The following is an 18,211-nucleotide window of genomic DNA, read 5'->3' as shown; positions in this document are numbered from 1 at the left end:
GTGCGGGACTCATGCCACCGCTTCCTCGTTGAGCGCCTGCGCTCCCGGCAGCAGATCGACGTTCTGACTCATTTCCTGCGCATCCCTCAGCCGCCGGCCTTTTTCAAGGTAGCGGCTCAGGTCCATGCCTTGAGGTACCGCAAAGATGCCGATGGTGTCGTACCAAGTACCACGGGTGTGAGTTGCGCCAAGCGATTCGCAGCCGTACTTCACCCAGGTTGAACGGCAGTTCTCGCGGTCTTCGGTCTGGGTGTAGTCCTGCAGAGTCAGCTGCTCAAGCGCCTGCAGCGGCCACCGGGTCAGGACGGCCGTCCAGAACTCTTGGCGGTCTTTTGAATCGAAACCCTTGTTGCTCGCGCGCTCAGTCATTCGACAACATCCGCTGAATGTGGCTCCTGGGGAAGGCTCGTACATCGCCTGGGTTGCAGACCACACGGCCTCGGTTCCCATTGGCGTTCTTTCGCCTGAACTCGGGCTGACCGAAACTCATGACATGCGCAAGCGCGGCCCAGTAGTCGGTGTGATACGTCGCGGCCTCTTTGGGGCCGACCTTGTAGCCTTTGCTGTCGCGGCAATCCGGGAAGAAGTAGGTGAGCGATCCGTTTTCTTCAACCTTGAATGGCACTCGAACGGTGTCTTCCATGGGGTCCTCCTCTGCTTGTGATGATTTGAACGGGACTGATGGAGTGGGCCAGATATTCCTGGCGGAAGGCAAAGCGAGTTTGGCCTCGGTCAAGTGTTTGCGCTGGATGTGTCCCATCGTCGTGGCCTTGTGGGCAGCGATCTCACGGAAGCTAGGCAGGAAATGCCGAGTCGCCAAGTAATAGAACCATTTAGGAACGGTGCTCGAAGTCACCTTGAACAAGTGCTGGTTCAAAGCACCGTCACCGCCGCACCAGAACTCAACTTCCAATGAGCCTGACCACGAAAAAAGCACATCGCCATCGCGAACTACGTACTCGGGCTTGAGCCGCGCGCTCGCACGGTCGGCGCCGGTCGTGTTGCCAGCCCGGAGCTGTGCGATCTTTACCACGGGCAAGTACTCCCCTGCGCTTTCGGGCGGGAACTTCTGAAGAGCGAGCCCGTTCAAGTAGGTTGCAATGCTGTCAAGCGATTGAACGCGCCACCCCCTCGGCACCTCCCCCAACGCTGAGTCCTCGAAGCTGTCGGGGAAGAGGGCGGCGGTGGCTTCATCCATGCCTTCGGGGGCGCGGCCGGCGAGCTTGGCGCGCACGGGGTCGAAGTCCACGAACCAGGACTTGAACAGCGCCTGGGCGATGGCTTCCAGCGTGGCGTTGGTTTCGCGGAGGAGCCGAATGCGCGAGTCGAGGGCATCCAAGGTCGCCGCGACTTCAATTTGCTCCCGAAGGGGAGGCAGCCGAAACTTGAACGACTCGATTCGACTAGGCGCCGTATGAAGAATCTTCGTACCAGTGGCTGAGTCAACCAGATGCTTATTGAAGGCCGGCGTTAAGCATAGCCAATATGCAAACGAGGTGTCGAGTGCGGTGGTCGATATATGGATGCGACCGAGTCGCTGGTTATGCAAGTAGACGTTGCCGTCATCGGGCACACGTGCGGGAATGCCGAGTATTTCGCCACCAGAGGTTTGGCATGTCATTACCAACAGAATGTCGCCAGCCTTGAGGATGTACTCCGTCGGAAAGGTGCTGGCGTATCGCTTGATCTGCGTCGACCCGAATCTGAACCCGCCCGTGTACTCAAAATTCCCGATGGCGACGACGATTGGCAGTTTGGCACTTGACTCGTCATCTGGCTGAAAGAACTCACTCTTGAATGGCCACCCATGGCGAATACTAAGCAGGGCGCCAAGCTGAACTAGCGGCCAATCAGAACTCATACCCCAGCCCCCCCAGCTTCGCCCGGATCAGCGCATCCAGCTCAGCCCCCTTGGCCATCTGCTCGCCCAGCTTCTCAGTCAGCCGTGTCATCTTCTCGGCGAAGGCCTCGTCGTCGTCCTCCACCGCTTCGGCGCCCACATAGCGCCCCGGCGTCAGCATATGGCCATGCTGCGCAATCTCGGCCAGTGGCACGCTGCGGCAGAAGCCCGGCACATCGGCGTACTCATGGCCCACAGCCTCGCCGGCCGGTGCTTCACCGCGCCACGCCGCCACCACCGCCGCAATCCGCTCAATCTCTTCGTCAGCAAACTCGCACTGCACGCGAGAAATCATGCGGCCCAGCTTGCGCGCATCGATGAACAAGACCTGGCCCTTGCGGGCGGCGGGCTTGCTCTTGGCCAGGAACCACAGGCAGGCCGGAATCTGCGTGTTGAAGAACAGCTGGCCGGGCAGGGCGATCATCACCTCCACCACATCGGCGTCCACCATGGCGGCGCGAATCACGCCTTCGTTGTTCTGGCTGCTGGACATGGAGCCATTGGCTAGCACGATGCCGGCGCGGCCGCTGGGTTTGAGGTGGTGCAGCATGTGCTGCAGCCAGGCGTAGTTGGCATTGCCTTGCGGCGGGTCGCCGTATTGCCAGCGCGGGTCGCCCTCCAGGCTGCCATGCCACCAGTCGCTGATGTTGAAGGGCGGGTTGGCCAGAATGAAATCGGCGCGCAGATCGGGGTGCTGGTTGCGTGTGAAGGTGTCGCCAGGCTCGCGGCCGAGGTTGAAGTCGATGCCGCGGATGGCGAGGTTCATGGCGGCCAGGCGCCAGGTGGTGGGGTTGGCTTCCTGGCCGTAGATGGACACATCGCCGAGCTTGCCGCCGTGCGCCTCGATGAAGCGCTCGGACTGCACAAACATGCCGCCCGAGCCGCAGCAGGGGTCATACACCTGGCCGTGGTGCGGCGCCAGCACGGCGACCAGCGTTTTCACAATGCTGGCCGGCGTGTAGAACTGCCCGCCCCGCTTGCCCTCGGCGCTGGCGAACATGCCGAGGAAGTATTCATACACCTGGCCCAGCACATCGCGTGCAGCGCCAGGGTCGGTGCCGAAGCCGATGGTGGACACCAGATCGACCAGCTCGCCCAGCTTGCCGTCGGGCAGCTGGGCGCGCGCATAGCGCTTGTCCAGAATGCCTTTGAGCTTGGGGTTGTCCGCCTCGATCAGGCTCAGGGCCTCGTCGATCAGCTTGCCGATCTCGGGCCGCTTGGCTTGGGCGCGCAGGCTCTCCCAACGTGCGTCTTCGGGCACCCAGAAGACGTTGACGGCGGTGTAGTAGTCGCGGTCATCGGCTTCGGCGGCCAGGTCCTCGGGGCTGGCGTCGCCGTAGAAGTACTCATCGGCCGGGTCCGCCAGCCGGGCCACCACCTCGGCGCGGCGCGCGGCAAAGGTGTCGGAGATGTACTTCACAAAAATCAGGCCCAGCACCAGGTGCTTGTATTCGGCCGCGTCCATATTGGCGCGCAGCTTGTCGGCCGTGGCCCAGAGGGTTTTCTTGATGTCGTCGAGCATGGGGAAGTGAACGGGGAAAGGGGCGGGGTGCCTGCAAGGCTCAGGCCGTGGCTGCAGGGGCGGCCGTTTCGGCCTTGGGTTTGAGGCTGACCCAGTGGCCCGAGCCGTTCTCGACCGACAGGGCCAGCTCGGGGTAACAGCGCACCATATCGGACAGCGCGGTGTGGCCGTAGATCTTGGGCGTGAAGCTGGGGTTGGTGCGCTTGAGGTACTGGCCCAGGGCGCCCAAGCCGACCCGTCCATCGGGCGTGTCGGCGGCCAGCAGGCTGACGGCGCTGAGCAAGGCTTTGGGCCGCTTTTTGGCGGCGGGTTTGGCAGCCGGCGCGGCGACGGTGGCAGCCGGCACCACGGCCGCTGGCGTGCTGCTGGCTGTGCTGGCGGCGACAGCCGGTGCAGGCGCCGGCGCTGGCGGGGCCCATTCAAAAAACTGGTCACTGGCATTGCGCAGCGCATCGGGCGACTTGGCCTCGCCCACGATGTGCACCGTCGCGCCGCGCTCGCGCAGCTTGCGGCAGAGTCCGGCAAAGTCGGAGTCGCTGGTGACCAGGCAGAACACATCGGCGCGCTGGTCGAACAGGGCCTCGATGGCGTCCATGGCCAGGGCGATGTCCGAGGTGTTTTTGCCGGCGGCGTACTGGTACTGCAGGCAGGGCGTGAAGGCCAGGCGCACCAGCGCCTCTTGCCACTTGTTGGCCAAGGTGCTGTGGTTGCCGTAGCCGCGCCGCAGCACCACCCGGCCGAACTGCGCCACCACGCGGAGGGCGAATTCCAGAATGTCTGGGGTGGTGTTGTCGCAGTCGACCAGCACGGCCACGCGCGCGTCGGCCCCGAGCAGCGCCTGCTGATGGGGGTGTTGTTGGAGCATCGTCATGGGCTGTTCCGCCTCTCTTCCGTCCCTGTGTCGGCGGGGATGATAGACGCAGCGGAGCCTTGTGCAGAGCGGTGCAGCGCGCTGCTCCCTTGCCTGCGCCTCAGCCGATGTATTCCTGCAGCCGGAACCTCAGCGCCGACCAGTCTTCGTCGATGGCGACCTGGCGCACGGTGTCGAAGCCGGCGGCACGCAGCAGGGCCCAGTCGCTGTCGCGGTTGAACTCGCCGCGCAGGCGTTTGGAGCTTTGCTTGGGGTAGGCGATCCAGATCAGGGCGTCGCCCTCGGCCAGGGGCAGGAGTGCGCGGCAGGCCTGGTCCAGCTCGGCCTGGGTGATGGCAAAGGCCAGGGCAAAGTGCAGCGGCGCCGGGCCGGCTTCGCGCTGCAGCTGCAGGGTCGGGTCTTGCGTCAGCAGGGCGCTCAGTTCGGGCTCAAAGCTGGCCGGGGCGTTCAGCACGGTGAGCTGGCGCTGCTGGCCCAGGTTGAGTTTCTTGAACAGGGGGGTCATCGCGCAATCCTTGGGCCTGGGTGGACCGAGCTCACCCTGCGCAAGCCCGCGTGGCGCGAATTATGGCGGCGGGCCTGCGTGCAAGAGCATGGCTGCGCAGCTGCGAAATCTGGATAGCATCGGGGCATGCGGATCGCCTCTCCAAGACTCTGGCCCCTGGCCGTGGTGCTCGCGCTGGCCGCTGCTTGCTGCCGCGCCCAGCCGGTGATGATTTGGGCTTTGCAGGACTTCGCGCCGGTGTCGATGCCGGTGGATGGCAAGCCGGGCGAGGGCAGCACCGATGCGATCCTCAAAGCCATCGTGCGCGAGCTGCCCGGCATCGAGCACCGCTATGTGGTGGCCAGCGCGGCGCGCATCTATGCCTTGCTCGATGCGGGCGAGCCGCTTTGCTATGTCGGCGGCCTGCGCACGCCCGAGCGTGAGCAGCGCTACTGGGTCAGCGACTTGCAGCTGGTGCCGCCGCTGCAGCTGATTGCGCACCGGCGCGCGCTCAAGCAGCTGCCGCGCGACAGTGCGGGGCGGGTGCGCTTGCCCGAGCTGCTGGCCCGGCCCGGCTTGCGCGGTCTCCTGGTGCGCGAGCGCAGCTACGGCGTGGCGCTGGATGCGCAGCTGGCGAAGCGCCCGGCGGAGGCCACGGTGGAGGTGCTGGGCGGCACGAATATGGGCGGCAATTTCTTCGAAATGCTGCGTCTGGACCGCGCCGATTACACGATCGACTACGACTTCATGCTCCTGCATCGGCAGCGCCAGGACGGCCGCAAGTACGAGGATCTGCTGCCCGTGCCCATCCAGGGCAATGACGCGATGAATGTGGTGTCGACCTTCTGCCCCCGCACCGCCTGGGGCCGCGAGGCGATCCTGCGCATCGACGCGGTGGTGGCTGGACTGGCGCGCACGGCCGGCCTCGGACTGCCGGAATCGCGCTGGACCACGCCGGAAGTCGAGCGCCTCTACGGCCCGGCCATGCGCGCTTTCAACCTGACGCGTCGCGTGCCGACGCCGGGCCTGGGCGCGCCCTGAGCGAGTCACGGCGGCGGTCTGCCGCAGCCCAGGGAATACCCGTCCGTGACCAGCGGCTGGGCCGCTCGCGCCCGCGCACAATGCCTGCCTCCGCATATTCCTCAGCTCCGCCTCCCGGGAACTCATCGCCATGCAACGTACCGCTCTTGCTCTCGCCGCCGCCTCCTTGATGCTGCTGCAAACCACTGCGCCGGCCCAGGCTGCCGCCAAACCCGCGGCCAAGCAGGCTCAGGCCAGCGCCGCCGGCACCCAGGTCTGGGACCTGAGCCAGCTCTACGCCAGCGACGCCGCCTGGGACGCCGAGCGCCTGGCCTTGCTGGCCGAGCTTCCCAAGATCAAGGCCTTGCAGGGCACCCTGGGCCAGAGCGCGCAAAGCCTGCGCGCTGGCCTGGACCAGATCTCGGCCCTGCGCCTGCGCCTGAATCGCCTGCAGTCCTATGCCGCCCAGAAGGCCGACGAGAACACCCAGCACAGCGACAACCAGGCGCGCCGCCAGCTGGCCGATGCCGTGGGCAACCAGTTCGGCGAGGCGGCGTCGTTCGTGAGCGCCGAGGTGGGCGCGATGGCTTCCGTCAAGGTTGAGGCTTATCTGGCTGCCGAGCCGGGCCTGGCCAAGCACCGTCAGGGCTTGCGCACCATGCTGCGCTTGGCCGAGCACACGCTCAGCCCCAAGGAAGAGGCCTTGCTGGCCGGCGCCGCCGATCCCTTGCAGCAGCCCGGCGCCATTTACGGCCTCTTGACCAATGCCGATCTGCCCTGGCCCAAGATCAAGATCCGCGGCAAGGAGGTGGTGCTGGACCAGGAGCAGTACACCGCCTACCGCTCGGACGCCGACCCGAAAGTGCGCGAGCAGGTGTTCAAGGCCTTCTGGCCGGTTTACAAAGCGTACGAGCGCACGCTGGGCGCGGTCTACGCCGCCAATCTGCGCGGCACCGTCTTCATGGCCCGGGCGCGCAACTACCCCAGCAGCGTGGCCATGGCCCAGGGCAGCGACAACATCCCCGAGGCTGTCTACCGCAGCCTGGTGCAAGAGGCCAATGCCGGCCTGCCAACGCTGCACCGCTATCTGAAGCTGCGCAGCCAGGTGCTGGGCCTGAAGAAGCCCGGCTACCAGGACATGTATGTGCCCCTGGCCAAGCCCTCGGGTGAGTACAGCCAGGCCGAGGCGGAACGCTTGACGCTGGCAGCCCTGCAGCCGCTGGGCGCCGAGTACACGGGCAAGCTGGCTGCGGCCTTCAAGCAGAACTGGATGCACTCGGTGCCGCAGCGCGGCAAGGTTTCGGGCGCCTACATGAACGGCGCGGCCTATGACGTCCACCCCTTCCTGCTGATGAGCTACAACGGCGACTACCTGGGCATGTCCACCTTGGCCCATGAGTGGGGCCATGCCATGCACTCGGTCTACTCGAACGCCAACCAGCCCTTCGAGACGGCCGACTACTCGACCTTCATCGCCGAGATCCCGTCCACCGCCAATGAGCTGCTGCTGGCCGACTACATGATCGCCAACGCCAAGACGCGCGAGGAAAAGATCTTCGCCCTGAGCCAGCAGCTGGAGAACATCCGCAGCACCTTCTTCCGCCAGGCCATGTTTGCGGAGTTCGAGCTGGCCTCGCATGAGGCGGTGGAAAAAGGCGAGGCCGTCACCGGCGAAAGCTTGAGCCAGATCTACCTGGACCTGCTCAAGCGCTACCACGGCGACGCGCAGAACGTGGTCAAGATCGACCCGCTCTACGGCATCGAGTGGGCCTATATCCCGCACTTCTACCGCGATTTCTACGTGTACCAGTACGCCACCTGCGTCAGCGCCGCGGCCTTCTTTGCCGAGGGCATAGGCCAGGGCGACACCGCGCTCCGTGAGCGTTACTTCACCTTGCTGAAGTCCGGCAGCTCGGCTGATGCCTACGCACTGACCAAAGCCGCCGGTCTGGACCTGGCCACGCCCGAGCCATACCGCGCCCTGCTGCGCCGCATGAACCGGGCGATCGACCAGCTGGAGACCCTGCTGGCGAAGAAGTAAAAAGTAAAGGACTGGCCGCGCTTCAGATGGCAGGCGGCAAGGCCTTCTGCATGAAGAAGCGCGAGCCGCCTTGTGGATAGTCCGGCAATTCGCCGAAGCAGTGGTAGCCCTGCTTCTCGTAGAAACCGCGGGCCTGGAACTCGAAGGTGTCCAGCCAGGCGCCGTGGCAGCCGCGCGCCTGGGCTTCGGCCTCGGCCATCTGTAGCAGGCGCCGGCCCAGGCCCTGGCCGCGCGCCTCCTCCGGCACCACCAGCAGCTGGGTGAACAGCCAGCCATAGGAGGTGTAGCCCCAGAGCCCGCCCAGCACGGCGCCGCTGCGCGGATCGCTTACGCTGATCACCAGCGGCCGGCTTTGGCTGGGCGCTGCGTGGCTCTGGTTGTAGGCCACCAGGGGCTGGACGATGGCCTGGCGCAGCGCTTCCTCGGCTTCTTCGCTGAGCAGCAGCTGCAGGTGTGCGGGCGCACAGGGCTGGCCAGGCGCGGGCCGGGGCAGCAGATAGAGATGGCGCTCCACCCCGTCCGGAAAGAGCTCGCGGCGCAAGACCTGACCCCCGAGCCGCTGCACCAGCTGGCGCGCCGCGTGGTTGTCATCCTTGGTGTAGGTCTGCACCTGCTCCCAGCCGAACTGCTCGTAGGCATGAGCGATGGCCGCCACCGAAGCCTCCTGCGCCAGACCACGGCCGCGAAACTCGGGCAGCAGCCACCAGGTCAGCTCGCGCGGCCAGCCTTGGCCTTGCCAGAAGCCGCAGACACCGACCAACTTGTCCGGGCTGTCGGGCAGCCGCAACCGGATGGCCCAGACCCCGAAGCCTTGCAGATGCCAGCTGCCCAGATCGGACGCCAGGCGCGCCCAGGCGGCGGCCGGGCTGAGCGGCCCGTTGTAGAAGGCCGAGGCCTCGGCGTCGGTGTAGAAGCGTTCGTACAGCGCGGCGCAATCGGCGCTCAGCGGTTCCAGGCTCAGGCGCTCGGTGTGCAGGGTGGGGATCAGCATGGGGCTTGCGTGTCGGCGTGGAGGTGTTGGGCCGCGAAGCTGCGCATGGCTTGCAGGGCGGCATCGAGCGTGGGTGCAAAGTCGGGGCTGGCCGCCATGTCCTGGGCGCTCAAGCGGCTGCGCGTGGCATCCAGCTGCTGGCAGGCGCCCTCGATCAAGCGGGCCGACATGGTGCGCAGGGTTTCCTTCAGAGCCGCATCGGCATGGCTGGCGCGGCACGAGGGGTTGAACACCGCCACCGGTTTGTCGGTGAAGGGGATGTGGCCGACCAGCCAATCGAGCGCGTTTTTGATGACGGCCGTGACGCCGTGCGCGTACTCTGGGCTGGCGATCAGGAGTACATCGGCCGCGTCCACCGCGCGCCAGAAGGCTTGAACGGCTGGCGGCGCCTGGGCCTCGAGCAGGTCGGGGTTGAACAGCGGCAGCGCACCCAGACCCTCAAAGTGGCTGAAGCGCAGATCCGGCCCGGCGCGCAGCCGGCTCGCCTCCAGCAAGGCCTTGCAACGCGAGTGTTGGCGCAGGCTGCCGCACAGGGTCAGGATGGCCGTCGTGGCCTGGCGGGGCTGAGCAGGACTGATGAGATGAGAGCTTGGCAATTGATTTCAATCGGCAGTGTGGCCCTGATTCTGCACGGCAGCTGCGGAGCTCAAGCCTGGTGCCTGGCATTCCAGGGTGCATAGCGCTTCTCGGGCCCCTGTGCCAAGCGTGAAGGCAGGGTTTCGCGTTCACCGCCGTACAGGCCGCGGAACTTCATCATCAGTGCTTGCCAGGCCGCGGCCTATTGCGCCGTCAGCCCGCATCTTGCGGTCCGCTCAAATCCAGCGTCATGAAGCACCAGCCGGGGTGCAGATGCTCGGGCACTTCGGCACCGGGGTAAGGCCTAGCGTCGCGAAACCCTTGGGCCCGGTACAGGCGATGCGCCGCCGTCATGAAAGGCGCGGAATCGAGGCAGAGCTGCTTCAGGCCCAGGCTGCGCGCATCGCCGATCAACTGCTTCACCAGGGCTTCGCCTAGGCCCTGGCCGCGCCTGGCCGGGCACAGGTAGATGCGTTTGAGGTCGCCCAGCCCAGGCGTCAAGGCGCGCAAGCCGCCCATGCCGGCCAGCTCGCCGCCCAGGTAGGCCAGGTAGAAGCGGCCGCCTGGGGGCTGGCAGATCTCATCGAGATGCTTCGCCACATAGTCCGCCAAGGGCATGCCCAGGGCTTGTTCGGTGGACACGCCCAGATGCTGCTGCAGCTGGCCCATCACCCAGCTCATGTACTCGGTGTTCAGCTGCAGCAAGGCCGCGCGGTCGCGAGCCAGCTCGGCCGAGCGCAAGCTGATGAGGGCGGGCTGCGCCATCAGGACGCGCTCGCCTGCCAGGCGTAGAGCTGCAGATCGCGGCTGCCGTCGGGGCTGCGAATGATGCGTTCGAACTGCAGACCGAGCTTGAGCAGCAGTTTCTGTGATGCCTGGTTGTCCAGGCGTGTGGTCGCCAGGATGCGGCGCAGGCCCAAGGCCTCGCGGGCGTCCTGCATCACCGCGCTGGCGGCCTCGAAGGCCAGGCCTTGGCCGGCATGTTCGGGCAGGAAGGCAAAGCCGATGTCGGGGCTGTCCAGATAGTCGCGCTGGGTCAGGCCGCACATGCCCACGGTCACGCCGCCGGAGCGCAAATCAAGCGCACAAAAACCAAAGCCCAGTCGTGCGTAGTTTTCCAGCGCACCTTGCTGCAGATAGCGCTCGGCGTCTTCCAGCGTGCGCACGCCGCGGTCGCCGATGAAGCGCAGCCAGCTGGGCTCGTTGAGCAAGCGCAACATGAAGCCCGCGTCGGCGAGGCGCAAGGGGCGGATGTTCAGGCGTTCGGTGTGCAGGGTCTTCAAGATGCAAATCCTGTGCAGTGGTTCCAGCGATGGCGTTGGCGATGGGCTGCCAGCCTACCAGCCGACACCCCAGCGCTGCACGCTGAGCGAGGCGACACGCCCCGCAGGCGAGAGCTCGACCAGCACCGCCACGTCGTATTCCCTCATGAATCCCTGGCCCAGGCGCCGCTCCAGCACATAGTGCCGCTCGGCCTGGGGCGGCATGCGAACGCAGCACAGCAAAGTGGCGCCGCGGGCGCTGAAGAAGGCCTGCGCGTCGGCCAGGCTGCTGCCCAGGGGCAGGCTGCGGGTGGTCTCCTGTTGCCAATAGGCCAGGCGGGCATCCAGGTCCGAGCTGGCACAGGCACCCAGTGCCAGCAGCAATGGCAAGAGGGCGAGCCACAGCAAGCGGCCGCGCCGCGGCCCTGGCCCCTTCATGGCGGACCCTCGGCGCTCTGAGCTGCCGCCAGGCCCAGAGCCAGGTAGTGCGCCACCTGCTTGCTGGCGATATCGTCCAGGCTGCGCAGCTTCAGATGGCGGCGCAGCTTGCCGCTGCCTTCAAGCAGCCCCAGTGCATCGGCGATGGCCGCGCCATGGCCGAACTCCAGCGAGACATGTTGGCGGTAGACGAACACGCCGCAGAAGTGCGGGCCGCTGGCAAACAACAGGCCGCCGTACTTGATCTCCTCCTCCAGGGGCTGGAACTGCCGCTGCAGCAAGGCGCGCAGCGCCACGGCCAGGCTGTGGCCCTCTTCGTTGAGCAGGCGGATGTCTTCGAGCCAGTGTTCAATCGATTTTGCAGCCATGGCGCGCTTCTGGTGGATCTGTGTGGTTTGGATGTTAGGCCGGATGGCCAAGCGCTGCGCTGTGGCTCATGGCGCGTCGCGATAGAGGGTGGCTGTACCTGTCGATGTGCGCATCATCTGCAAGAGTTCTCCCCCGAAGCGGCGAATCTCCTCATAGCCCGTGCAGATCTCAAAGCGCGCCCGGCTTTGGCTGTCTTGGCGGGCCTGCTCTCGGCTGTCGACTGCGGCCAGCTCGACGTGAATGGCGACCGTGCCGGTCAGGCCGAGCGGGTAGACCCGCAGGCCCAGCCAGACATCGGCCAGACGATAGTGATCTCCGTCGCGCTTCCACTCGCCGCCTTCGAGGCGGATCTCGGTCCCGGTGGGAATGGGGAAGCTGCGGTAGAGGCTCTCGCCAAAGGCCAACAACTCGGCCTGCTTGAACCAGGCCGACCCGGCCCCCGAAAACGCGCCGCATTGGGCTTCGGCGAATAGCTCGCCGCTGCCGTCGCTGTCGTGTTCGTAGCGAAGTTGGAGGTTTTGCGAGAAGGGCATGGAGGAGAAGGCAACAAAGGGGCGAGGGCCCGGTGCGCGCTGGCGCTGGCGCCAGCTCAATGCCAGGCGCTGCTGTTCCTGAATGAAACCGTCCTTGCCGTCCATATAGGCCGCCATATCGTCCGGGTGGGCGGCCGCCAGGCGCTGCTTCAAGGCGCTGTAGGCCTGGGCCGCGTCGCCATGTGCGTTCATATAGTCCCGAAACGCGAGATGGCGATCGATGTGGGCGCTGCCGAGCGCGAAGCTGTGCAGCTGATGGCTGCGCCGGCCGTCCGCTCGCGTCTTGCGGAAATAGCGCCGGCCGGCGATGCCGAACTCGCCCATGACCTCGTAACCCAGCGCATGGATTTGCGCGCAGGCGGGGCCGTCGAGTTCGCTCAGCTCGGCCACCACCAGCAGCATGTCGATGACCGGCTTGGCATGGATGCCGACGATGGCGGTGCTGCCGATGTGATGCAAGGCCAGCACCTGGTCGCCCAAGGCCTGGCGCAGGCCCAGGGCTTCCGCTTCGAATTGGCCTGGCCATTCGGCGTCATAGGGTTGAACAAGTATTTCCATGAAGGCTCCTCGGGAGCGGTCTTGTTTTGGGCTGCCGCAACTTTGGATCGTTCATGCGGGCAGAACGTGCTTGGCATTCTCGCTTCGGTGGCGGCACGAACTGCAGGGTCCCACGCCGGAGCGCCAAAGACCACCTCGGATGATCCCCAGCTCACGTCACCCTGTTTCAGCATGTGGTCGAAAAAAAAGCACCCCGCAGGGTGCCTCCTCGACCCATCCGCTGAATTGTGAAGTCAGCGGAAGTTCTGCAGTCAGATGCGCTTGGCCAGTTCCGCGGCCTTGCCGGTGTAGCTGCCTGGCGTCATGGCCAGCAAGCGGGTCTTCTCGGCTTCGGGCAGCTCCAGGCCGTTGATGAACTCTCGGATCGATTCGGCTGTGATGGCCTTGCCGCGGGTCAGCTCCTTGAGGCGCTCATAGGGGTTGGGCAAGGCATAGCGGCGCATCACGGTCTGGATGGGCTCGGCCAGCACTTCCCAGGCGCTGTCCAGGTCTTGCGCCAGCGCGGCTTCGTTGATCTCCAGCTTGTCCAGGCCCTTGAGCAGAGACTCATATCCCAGCACGGCGTAGCCGATGGCCACGCCCATATTGCGCAGCACGGTGGAGTCGGTCAGGTCACGCTGCCAGCGGCTGATCGGCAGCTTTTGGCTCAGGTGGGTCAGCAAGGCATTGGCCAGGCCGAAATTGCCCTCGGCGTTTTCGAAGTCGATCGGGTTGACCTTGTGCGGCATGGTCGAAGAACCGATCTCGCCGGCCACCGTGCGCTGCTTGAAATAGCCCAGCGAGACATAACCCCAGACATCACGGGACCAGTCGATCAGGATGGTGTTCAGGCGCGTCGTCGCGTCGAACAGCTCGGCCATGTAGTCATGCGGCTCGATCTGGATGGTGTAGGGGTTGAAGGTGAGGCCCAGCTGGCCTTCGATGACGCGCTGGCTGAAGCTTTCCCAGTCGAACTCGGGCCAAGCGCTCAGGTGGGCGTTGTAGTTGCCCACGGCACCGTTCATCTTGGCCAGCAGTTTCACCTCGGCGATGCGGGTGCGTGCCGTGCGCAGGCGGGCCACGACGTTGGCGATTTCCTTGCCCACGGTGGTGGGGCTGGCAGTCTGACCATGGGTGCGGCTGAGCATGGGCGTGGCTGCGGTGGCGTGGGCCATGGCGCCGAGCTTGGCAATGATGCGGTCGATGGTGGGCAGCAACACATCCTGGCGTGCGGCCTTGAGCATCAGGCCGTGGCTGGTGTTGTTGATGTCTTCGCTGGTGCAGGCGAAGTGCACGAACTCGCCGGCCGCCTTCAACTCGGTGCTGGCGTCGAAGCGGGCCTTGAGCCAGTACTCGACCGCCTTGACGTCATGGTTGGTGGTCTTCTCGATGTCCTTGATCGCTTGCGCGTCAGCTTCCGAGAAGCGCGCCACCAGGCTGCGCAGCAGGCCGCGCGCGGCTTCGCTCAGGGGCTTGAACTCGGCAAAGCCGGCGTCAGACAGTGCGATGAACCATTCCACCTCGACCTGCACGCGGCGGTGCATCAGGCCGAACTCGGACAGCAGCGGGCGCAGCGGCGCCACGCGTGCGGCGTAGCGGCCATCCAGGGGCGAGAGGGCGCTGATCGAGGAAAGCGAGGCGGTGGACTGGGTGGTCATGGCAGTGGGCGGCTGCGGGCCGCCAGGGCTGATGAGGGGGAGGTGCGATTGCCCGCGCCGCCAGGCTGGCCCTGCTCTCGCAGCGGCCCTCGGCTCGGGAAAAACCCGCAGATTTTAGCCGCGGATGACAGGGCGATGAAAAGCGCCGGTGGGCGCCCGAACCGGAGCGCTATTGCCCCGGATCTCCATTCGCTTAGATCGGTACTTTGACTACAAATTGGCAATTGATCGTGAGAAATTACCGGGAAACCACCATCTATCGAATGTAGTTTTACTCCACTAGCATCGCCTCGCCTGAACCGACCGCGGCATGCGGACGGGTGCCCGGGCGCTGCTTCAGCTGGAAGAAACCAAGCAAGGATGCACATGAACACGCACATCGAGACGGCGCCCGCACGGGGCTGGAGTGGTCAGGTACGCAGGGCATTGGCGGGCTTGGCCTTGCTGGTCCTGAGCGCCTGCGGCGGCGGCCAGACGGAGCAGCCTGGGGCCGCGTCCATGAGCCAGGCCACGGCGGCAGCGGCGGATGCCAGCGTGGCCGGGCCGCGCGTGATCGACGCCAACACCACGGTGCTGGTGCCCGTGCCCGCCGTCCCGGTGCCCGACACCCCCCGTGCCAAGGCCGCCGCCGCCCGCGTGGCCACGGCCGCGGGCAGCTCGCTGCGCGTGCACTACCGCCGCGCCGATGGCGACACCAGCGGCTGGCAGCTGCACAGCTGGGGCGCGGCGCAAAGCCCGGCCTGGAACGGCGGCTGGAACGCCAGCGGCAGTGACGACTTCGGCGCCATCTACGACGTGCCCCTGGCCGCCGACAGCGGCACGGTCGGCTACCTGCTGCACAAGGGCGACTGGAAGGACTGGGGCGGTGCGGACCAGAGCTATGTGCTCAAGCCCGGCGCCAATGAGATCTGGCGGGTCGAAGGCGACAGCGTCACCTACAACAGCAACCCCTTGGGCCTGCCCGTGCCCAATCTGCACACCGTGCGCGTGCACTACCAGCGCTTCGACGGTGGCTACAGCAGCTGGGGCCTGCATCTGTGGAACGGCAGCGGCCTCAATGTCGCGGCCCTGCCTGCCGGCCTGCCCATCGACCAATGGGGTGCGCCCGTGGCTTTCAACGCCATGCCCGGCCATGCAGCCGGCGCGGGCGAGATCGTCTTTGACATCCCCGTGCTCAACCCGCGTGACGATGCCGGCCGCAAGGCCCTGGAATTCATCATCCACGGCATGGCGCCGAACCAGAACGACAAGGACGGTCGCGACAACAACATCCGCGTCGACTACGCCGGCTTGAAGATCCAGAACCAGGTCGGTGAGATCTGGTTGGTGCAACAGGACGCCACCGTTTACACCGCGCAGCCCGATCTGCGCTCGGTCTCCAGCAGCGACGCCCGCGCCGTCTGGCTCAACCAGCGCCTGCTGCAGTGGCCGCGCGTGTTCGCAGCTGCGGCGCCGGCCGGCACGGTGGTCAAGCTTTATCACTCGGCCGCCGGCCAGATCGTGGTGGCCAAGGACGCGCCAGTCAGCGGCGCCGATGGCGCCATCACTCTCGATGCCTTCAGCGGCAATGTGCCGGCGGCCGAGGCCCTGCGCTTCAAGTACGTGGCTGCGGGCGGTGTGTTCCAGGTGCGCGAGGCCGATCTCCCGCGCCTGCCGCAGCTGCACACCCAGCAGCTGGTGCTGGTGCAGGAAAACGCAGCTGGCCAGGTGCAGAACGCCAGCACCGCGCAGATCGCCGGGGCGCTCGATGATCTCTACAGCGCCGCCGCCGAGGTGAACGATTACGGCGCCACGGTCAAGAACGGCCGCACCCAGTTCAAGCTCTGGGCGCCCACGGCCCAGGCCGTGCAAGTGATCGTGACCGCACCGAGCAGCAACCCCTTCCTCAGCCGCAGCCAGACCGTGAACCTGCAGCATGACCCGGCCACCGGCGCCTGGAGCAGCAGCCTGGCCGGTGAGCTGAACGGCCGCAGCTACCGCTATGCCGTGACGGTGTTCGTGCGCGGCGTCGGCCTGGTGCGCAGCCTGGTCACCGACCCCTATTCCCTGGCCCTGACCCTGGGCAGCCAGCAAAGCGTGGTGGCCGATCTGCAAAGCGCCAGCTTCAAGCCGGCCGGTTGGGACGCCAGCCAAGCGCCCGCCACCGTGCTGGCCACGCCGGACATGAGCATCTACGAGCTGCATGTGCGCGACTTCTCGGTCAACGACCCGACCGTGCCTGCCGACAAGCGCGGCAAGTACCTGGCCTTTGCTGAGAGCAACTCGAACGGCATGAAGCATCTGCGCGCCCTGGCCCAGAGCGGCCTCACGGATGTGCATCTGCTGCCGGTCTTCGACATCGCCAGCGTGCCCGAGAAAGGCTGCCTGACGCCCAATCCCAGCGGCAGCGCCGACGGCGAGGCCCAGCAGGCCCTGGTCAGCGCCACAGCCGGCAGTGACTGTTTCAACTGGGGCTACGACCCCTACCACTTCACCGCGCCGGAAGGCAGCTACGCCAGCAGCGTGGCCGACCCGGCCGCGCGCATCGTCGAGTTCCGCCGCATGGTGCAGGCGCTCAACGCCGCCGGCCTGCGCGTGGGCATGGACATGGTCTACAACCACACCAGTGCCTCGGGCCTGAACAGCGCCTCGGTGCTGGACAAGGTGGTGCCAGGCTATTACCACCGCCTGAATGCCAGCGGCGGCATCGAGCGCTCCACCTGCTGCGAGAACACCGCGGCCGAGAACAGCATGATGGCCAAGCTGATGATGGACTCGGCCATCGTCTGGGTGCGCGACTATCACATCAGCTCCCTGCGCTTCGACATCATGGGTCACCACCCGCGCTCGGTGATGGTGGACCTCAAGGCCGCCGTCGAACGCGCCAGCGGCCGCCCGGTGCAGATCCTCGGCGAGGGCTGGAACTTCGGCGAAGTGGCCAATGGCGCGCGCTTTGTGCAGGCCGATATGTTGGGCCTGAACGGCACCGGCATCGGCAGCTTCAACCCCTTCATCCGCGACGCCGTGCGCGGCGGCAGCTCCTTCGACAGCGGCAACAACCAGTTCGCCAACCAGGGCTTCATCAACGGCCTGTTCTATGACGCCAATGCCTTCGGCGGCGGCAAGACCCGGGGCGACCTGATGTGGCATGGCGACCAGATCAAGGCCTCGCTGGCCGGCTCCATCCGCAGCTACGAGCTGCAGACCAGCTGGGATGCGAACCTGCGCCTGGAGCAGATCAATGTTGGTGGCCTGCCGGCCGGCTATGTGCTGGAGCCCGGAGAAGTGGTCAATTATGTTGAGAACCACGACAACACCAGCCTGTTCGACAACAACGTTTTCAAGCTGCCCGCCGGCACCAGCCGCGAAGACCGCGCCCGCGTGCAGGCGCTGGGCATGGCCATCAATGCCTTCAGCCAGGGCGTGGCCTACTTCCATGCCGGCGTGGACACCTTGCGCAGCAAGTCCATGGACCGCAACAGCTATGACTCGGGCGACTGGTTCAACCGCCTGGACTGGAGCTATGCCGACAACAACTTCGGCGTCGGCCTGCCGCCGCAGCGCGACAACGGCGACAACTGGTCGCTGCTGCGCCCGTTGCTGGCCGACCCGCTGATCAAGCCTGCCGCGGCGGACATCGTCTGGACGCGCGATGTCTTCCGCGACCTGCTGGCCATCCGCAAGAGCAGCAGCCTTTTGCGTCTGCGCAGCGCTGCGGACATCAAGGCCCGGCTCAAGTTCCACAACACCGGCTCCGCCCAGGAAGCCACGGTGCTGATCGGCCAGATCGACGGCCAGGGCTATGCCGGCGCCGGCTTCCAGGAGCTGGTCTATGCCATCAATGTGGACAAGCAGGCCAAGCAGCTGACGGTGCCGGGTCTGCTCGGCCATGCCTTGCAGCTGCACCCGGTGCACCGCGCGGCCGGCGCCGCCGATGCCCGCGCGCGCCAGGCCAGTTTTGATGCGAGCAGCGGTGTGCTGAGCCTGCCGGCCCGCACGGCGGTGGTGTTTGTGCGGCCCTGAGCCACCG

16 protein-coding genes and 1 pseudogene are annotated in these 18,211 nt (G+C 66.1%); 3 read left to right on the top strand and 14 right to left on the bottom strand.

The window, feature by feature from the left end:
* Positions 1-9: 9 nt before the first annotated feature.
* From LNV23_RS02295 to LNV23_RS02275, 5 genes are all read right to left on the bottom strand, one after another.
* Positions 10-369: a hypothetical protein gene (locus LNV23_RS02295; protein WP_263561462.1), complete on the bottom strand. Its 360-nt coding sequence runs from the start codon at positions 367-369 to the stop codon at positions 10-12.
* The gene (locus LNV23_RS02290; protein ID WP_263561461.1) at positions 362-1,861 is read right to left on the bottom strand and encodes a restriction endonuclease subunit S; all 1,500 of its coding nucleotides are present in this window, start codon (positions 1,859-1,861) and stop codon (positions 362-364) included. Before LNV23_RS02290 ends, LNV23_RS02295 begins: the two co-directional genes overlap by 8 nt.
* The gene (locus LNV23_RS02285; protein WP_263561460.1) at positions 1,851-3,422 is read right to left on the bottom strand and encodes a class I SAM-dependent DNA methyltransferase; all 1,572 of its coding nucleotides are present in this window, start codon (positions 3,420-3,422) and stop codon (positions 1,851-1,853) included. The genes LNV23_RS02290 and LNV23_RS02285 overlap by 11 nt, the downstream gene beginning before the upstream one ends.
* Positions 3,423-3,462: 40 nt before the next feature.
* The gene (locus LNV23_RS02280) at positions 3,463-4,293 is read right to left on the bottom strand and encodes an NYN domain-containing protein (RefSeq protein WP_263561459.1); all 831 of its coding nucleotides are present in this window, start codon (positions 4,291-4,293) and stop codon (positions 3,463-3,465) included.
* A 100-nt stretch (positions 4,294-4,393) separates the two neighbouring features.
* Positions 4,394-4,798 carry a hypothetical protein gene (locus LNV23_RS02275; protein ID WP_263561458.1) on the bottom strand — a complete coding sequence of 135 codons (405 nt, stop codon included), beginning with the start codon at positions 4,796-4,798 and terminating at the stop codon, positions 4,394-4,396.
* A gap of 126 nt (positions 4,799-4,924) precedes the next feature.
* On the opposite strand from LNV23_RS02275, the gene LNV23_RS02270 reads away from it, so the two are divergent.
* Together LNV23_RS02270 and pepF are read left to right on the top strand one after the other, a co-directional pair.
* On the top strand, positions 4,925-5,818 hold the full coding sequence (locus tag LNV23_RS02270; RefSeq protein ID WP_263561457.1) for a TIGR02285 family protein: 894 nt from the start codon (positions 4,925-4,927) through the stop codon (positions 5,816-5,818).
* Between the two features lie 130 nt (positions 5,819-5,948).
* Positions 5,949-7,838 (top strand): oligoendopeptidase F, encoded by a 1,890-nt coding sequence (pepF, locus tag LNV23_RS02265; RefSeq protein ID WP_263561456.1) that lies wholly within the window; start codon positions 5,949-5,951, stop codon positions 7,836-7,838.
* 22 nt (positions 7,839-7,860) lie between these two features.
* Here the strand turns inward: pepF and LNV23_RS02260 are convergent, their stop codons facing one another.
* The 9 genes and pseudogenes from LNV23_RS02260 to purB all read right to left on the bottom strand — a co-directional run bounded on the left by LNV23_RS02260 (position 7,861) and on the right by purB (position 14,202).
* Positions 7,861-8,289 carry a GNAT family N-acetyltransferase gene (locus tag LNV23_RS02260; protein ID WP_263561778.1) on the bottom strand — a complete coding sequence of 143 codons (429 nt, stop codon included), beginning with the start codon at positions 8,287-8,289 and terminating at the stop codon, positions 7,861-7,863.
* 108 nt (positions 8,290-8,397) lie between these two features.
* Positions 8,398-8,829, bottom strand: a pseudogene (locus LNV23_RS02255) (GNAT family N-acetyltransferase); the annotation flags it as partial.
* Positions 8,823-9,425 (bottom strand): NADPH-dependent FMN reductase, encoded by a 603-nt coding sequence (locus tag LNV23_RS02250; RefSeq protein ID WP_263561455.1) that lies wholly within the window; start codon positions 9,423-9,425, stop codon positions 8,823-8,825. The pseudogene LNV23_RS02255 and the gene LNV23_RS02250, both read right to left, overlap by 7 nt.
* A 193-nt stretch (positions 9,426-9,618) precedes the next feature.
* Positions 9,619-10,170 (bottom strand): GNAT family N-acetyltransferase, encoded by a 552-nt coding sequence (locus tag LNV23_RS02245; protein WP_263561454.1) that lies wholly within the window; start codon positions 10,168-10,170, stop codon positions 9,619-9,621.
* Positions 10,170-10,688 (bottom strand): GNAT family N-acetyltransferase, encoded by a 519-nt coding sequence (locus LNV23_RS02240; RefSeq protein WP_263561453.1) that lies wholly within the window; start codon positions 10,686-10,688, stop codon positions 10,170-10,172. Before LNV23_RS02240 ends, LNV23_RS02245 begins: the two co-directional genes overlap by 1 nt.
* Positions 10,689-10,742: 54 nt before the next feature.
* On the bottom strand, positions 10,743-11,105 hold the full coding sequence (locus LNV23_RS02235) for a hypothetical protein (protein ID WP_263561452.1): 363 nt from the start codon (positions 11,103-11,105) through the stop codon (positions 10,743-10,745).
* Positions 11,102-11,473 (bottom strand): DUF1801 domain-containing protein, encoded by a 372-nt coding sequence (locus LNV23_RS02230; RefSeq protein ID WP_263561451.1) that lies wholly within the window; start codon positions 11,471-11,473, stop codon positions 11,102-11,104. Before LNV23_RS02230 ends, LNV23_RS02235 begins: the two co-directional genes overlap by 4 nt.
* Before the next feature lie 66 nt (positions 11,474-11,539).
* Positions 11,540-12,565: a GrpB family protein gene (locus LNV23_RS02225; RefSeq protein ID WP_263561450.1), complete on the bottom strand. Its 1,026-nt coding sequence runs from the start codon at positions 12,563-12,565 to the stop codon at positions 11,540-11,542.
* Between the two features lie 251 nt (positions 12,566-12,816).
* Entirely contained in the window at positions 12,817-14,202 is a 1,386-nt protein-coding gene (purB, locus tag LNV23_RS02220) for an adenylosuccinate lyase (RefSeq protein WP_263561449.1), read from the bottom strand.
* A gap of 366 nt (positions 14,203-14,568) precedes the next feature.
* Between purB and LNV23_RS02215 the strand changes: the two genes are divergently transcribed.
* Positions 14,569-18,204: an alpha-1,6-glucosidase domain-containing protein gene (locus tag LNV23_RS02215; protein WP_263561448.1), complete on the top strand. Its 3,636-nt coding sequence runs from the start codon at positions 14,569-14,571 to the stop codon at positions 18,202-18,204.
* Positions 18,205-18,211 lie beyond the last annotated feature (7 nt).

Origin of the sequence: Kinneretia sp. DJ1R-11 (assembly GCF_025717595.1) — a bacterium.
Lineage (GTDB): Bacteria > Pseudomonadota > Gammaproteobacteria > Burkholderiales > Burkholderiaceae_C > Paucibacter_A.
Note: the sequence above shows the minus strand (reverse complement) of the source record. Positions and strands in the feature narration are given on the sequence as shown.

Excerpts from the sequence above, each read along its gene's own strand:
- LNV23_RS02295 (WP_263561462.1), bottom strand. The coding sequence starts at position 369 with ATGACTGAGCGCGCGAGCAACAAGGGTTTCGATTCAAAAGACCGCCAA.
- LNV23_RS02290 (WP_263561461.1), bottom strand. The coding sequence starts at position 1,861 with ATGAGTTCTGATTGGCCGCTAGTTCAGCTTGGCGCCCTGCTTAGTATT.
- LNV23_RS02285 (WP_263561460.1), bottom strand. The coding sequence starts at position 3,422 with ATGCTCGACGACATCAAGAAAACCCTCTGGGCCACGGCCGACAAGCTG.
- LNV23_RS02280 (WP_263561459.1), bottom strand. The coding sequence starts at position 4,293 with ATGACGATGCTCCAACAACACCCCCATCAGCAGGCGCTGCTCGGGGCC.
- LNV23_RS02275 (WP_263561458.1), bottom strand. The coding sequence starts at position 4,798 with ATGACCCCCCTGTTCAAGAAACTCAACCTGGGCCAGCAGCGCCAGCTC.
- LNV23_RS02270 (WP_263561457.1), top strand. The coding sequence starts at position 4,925 with ATGCGGATCGCCTCTCCAAGACTCTGGCCCCTGGCCGTGGTGCTCGCG.
- pepF (WP_263561456.1), top strand. The coding sequence starts at position 5,949 with ATGCAACGTACCGCTCTTGCTCTCGCCGCCGCCTCCTTGATGCTGCTG.
- LNV23_RS02245 (WP_263561454.1), bottom strand. The coding sequence starts at position 10,170 with ATGGCGCAGCCCGCCCTCATCAGCTTGCGCTCGGCCGAGCTGGCTCGC.
- LNV23_RS02235 (WP_263561452.1), bottom strand. The coding sequence starts at position 11,105 with ATGAAGGGGCCAGGGCCGCGGCGCGGCCGCTTGCTGTGGCTCGCCCTC.
- LNV23_RS02230 (WP_263561451.1), bottom strand. The coding sequence starts at position 11,473 with ATGGCTGCAAAATCGATTGAACACTGGCTCGAAGACATCCGCCTGCTC.
- LNV23_RS02225 (WP_263561450.1), bottom strand. The coding sequence starts at position 12,565 with ATGGAAATACTTGTTCAACCCTATGACGCCGAATGGCCAGGCCAATTC.
- purB (WP_263561449.1), bottom strand. The coding sequence starts at position 14,202 with ATGACCACCCAGTCCACCGCCTCGCTTTCCTCGATCAGCGCCCTCTCG.
- LNV23_RS02215 (WP_263561448.1), top strand. The coding sequence starts at position 14,569 with ATGAACACGCACATCGAGACGGCGCCCGCACGGGGCTGGAGTGGTCAG.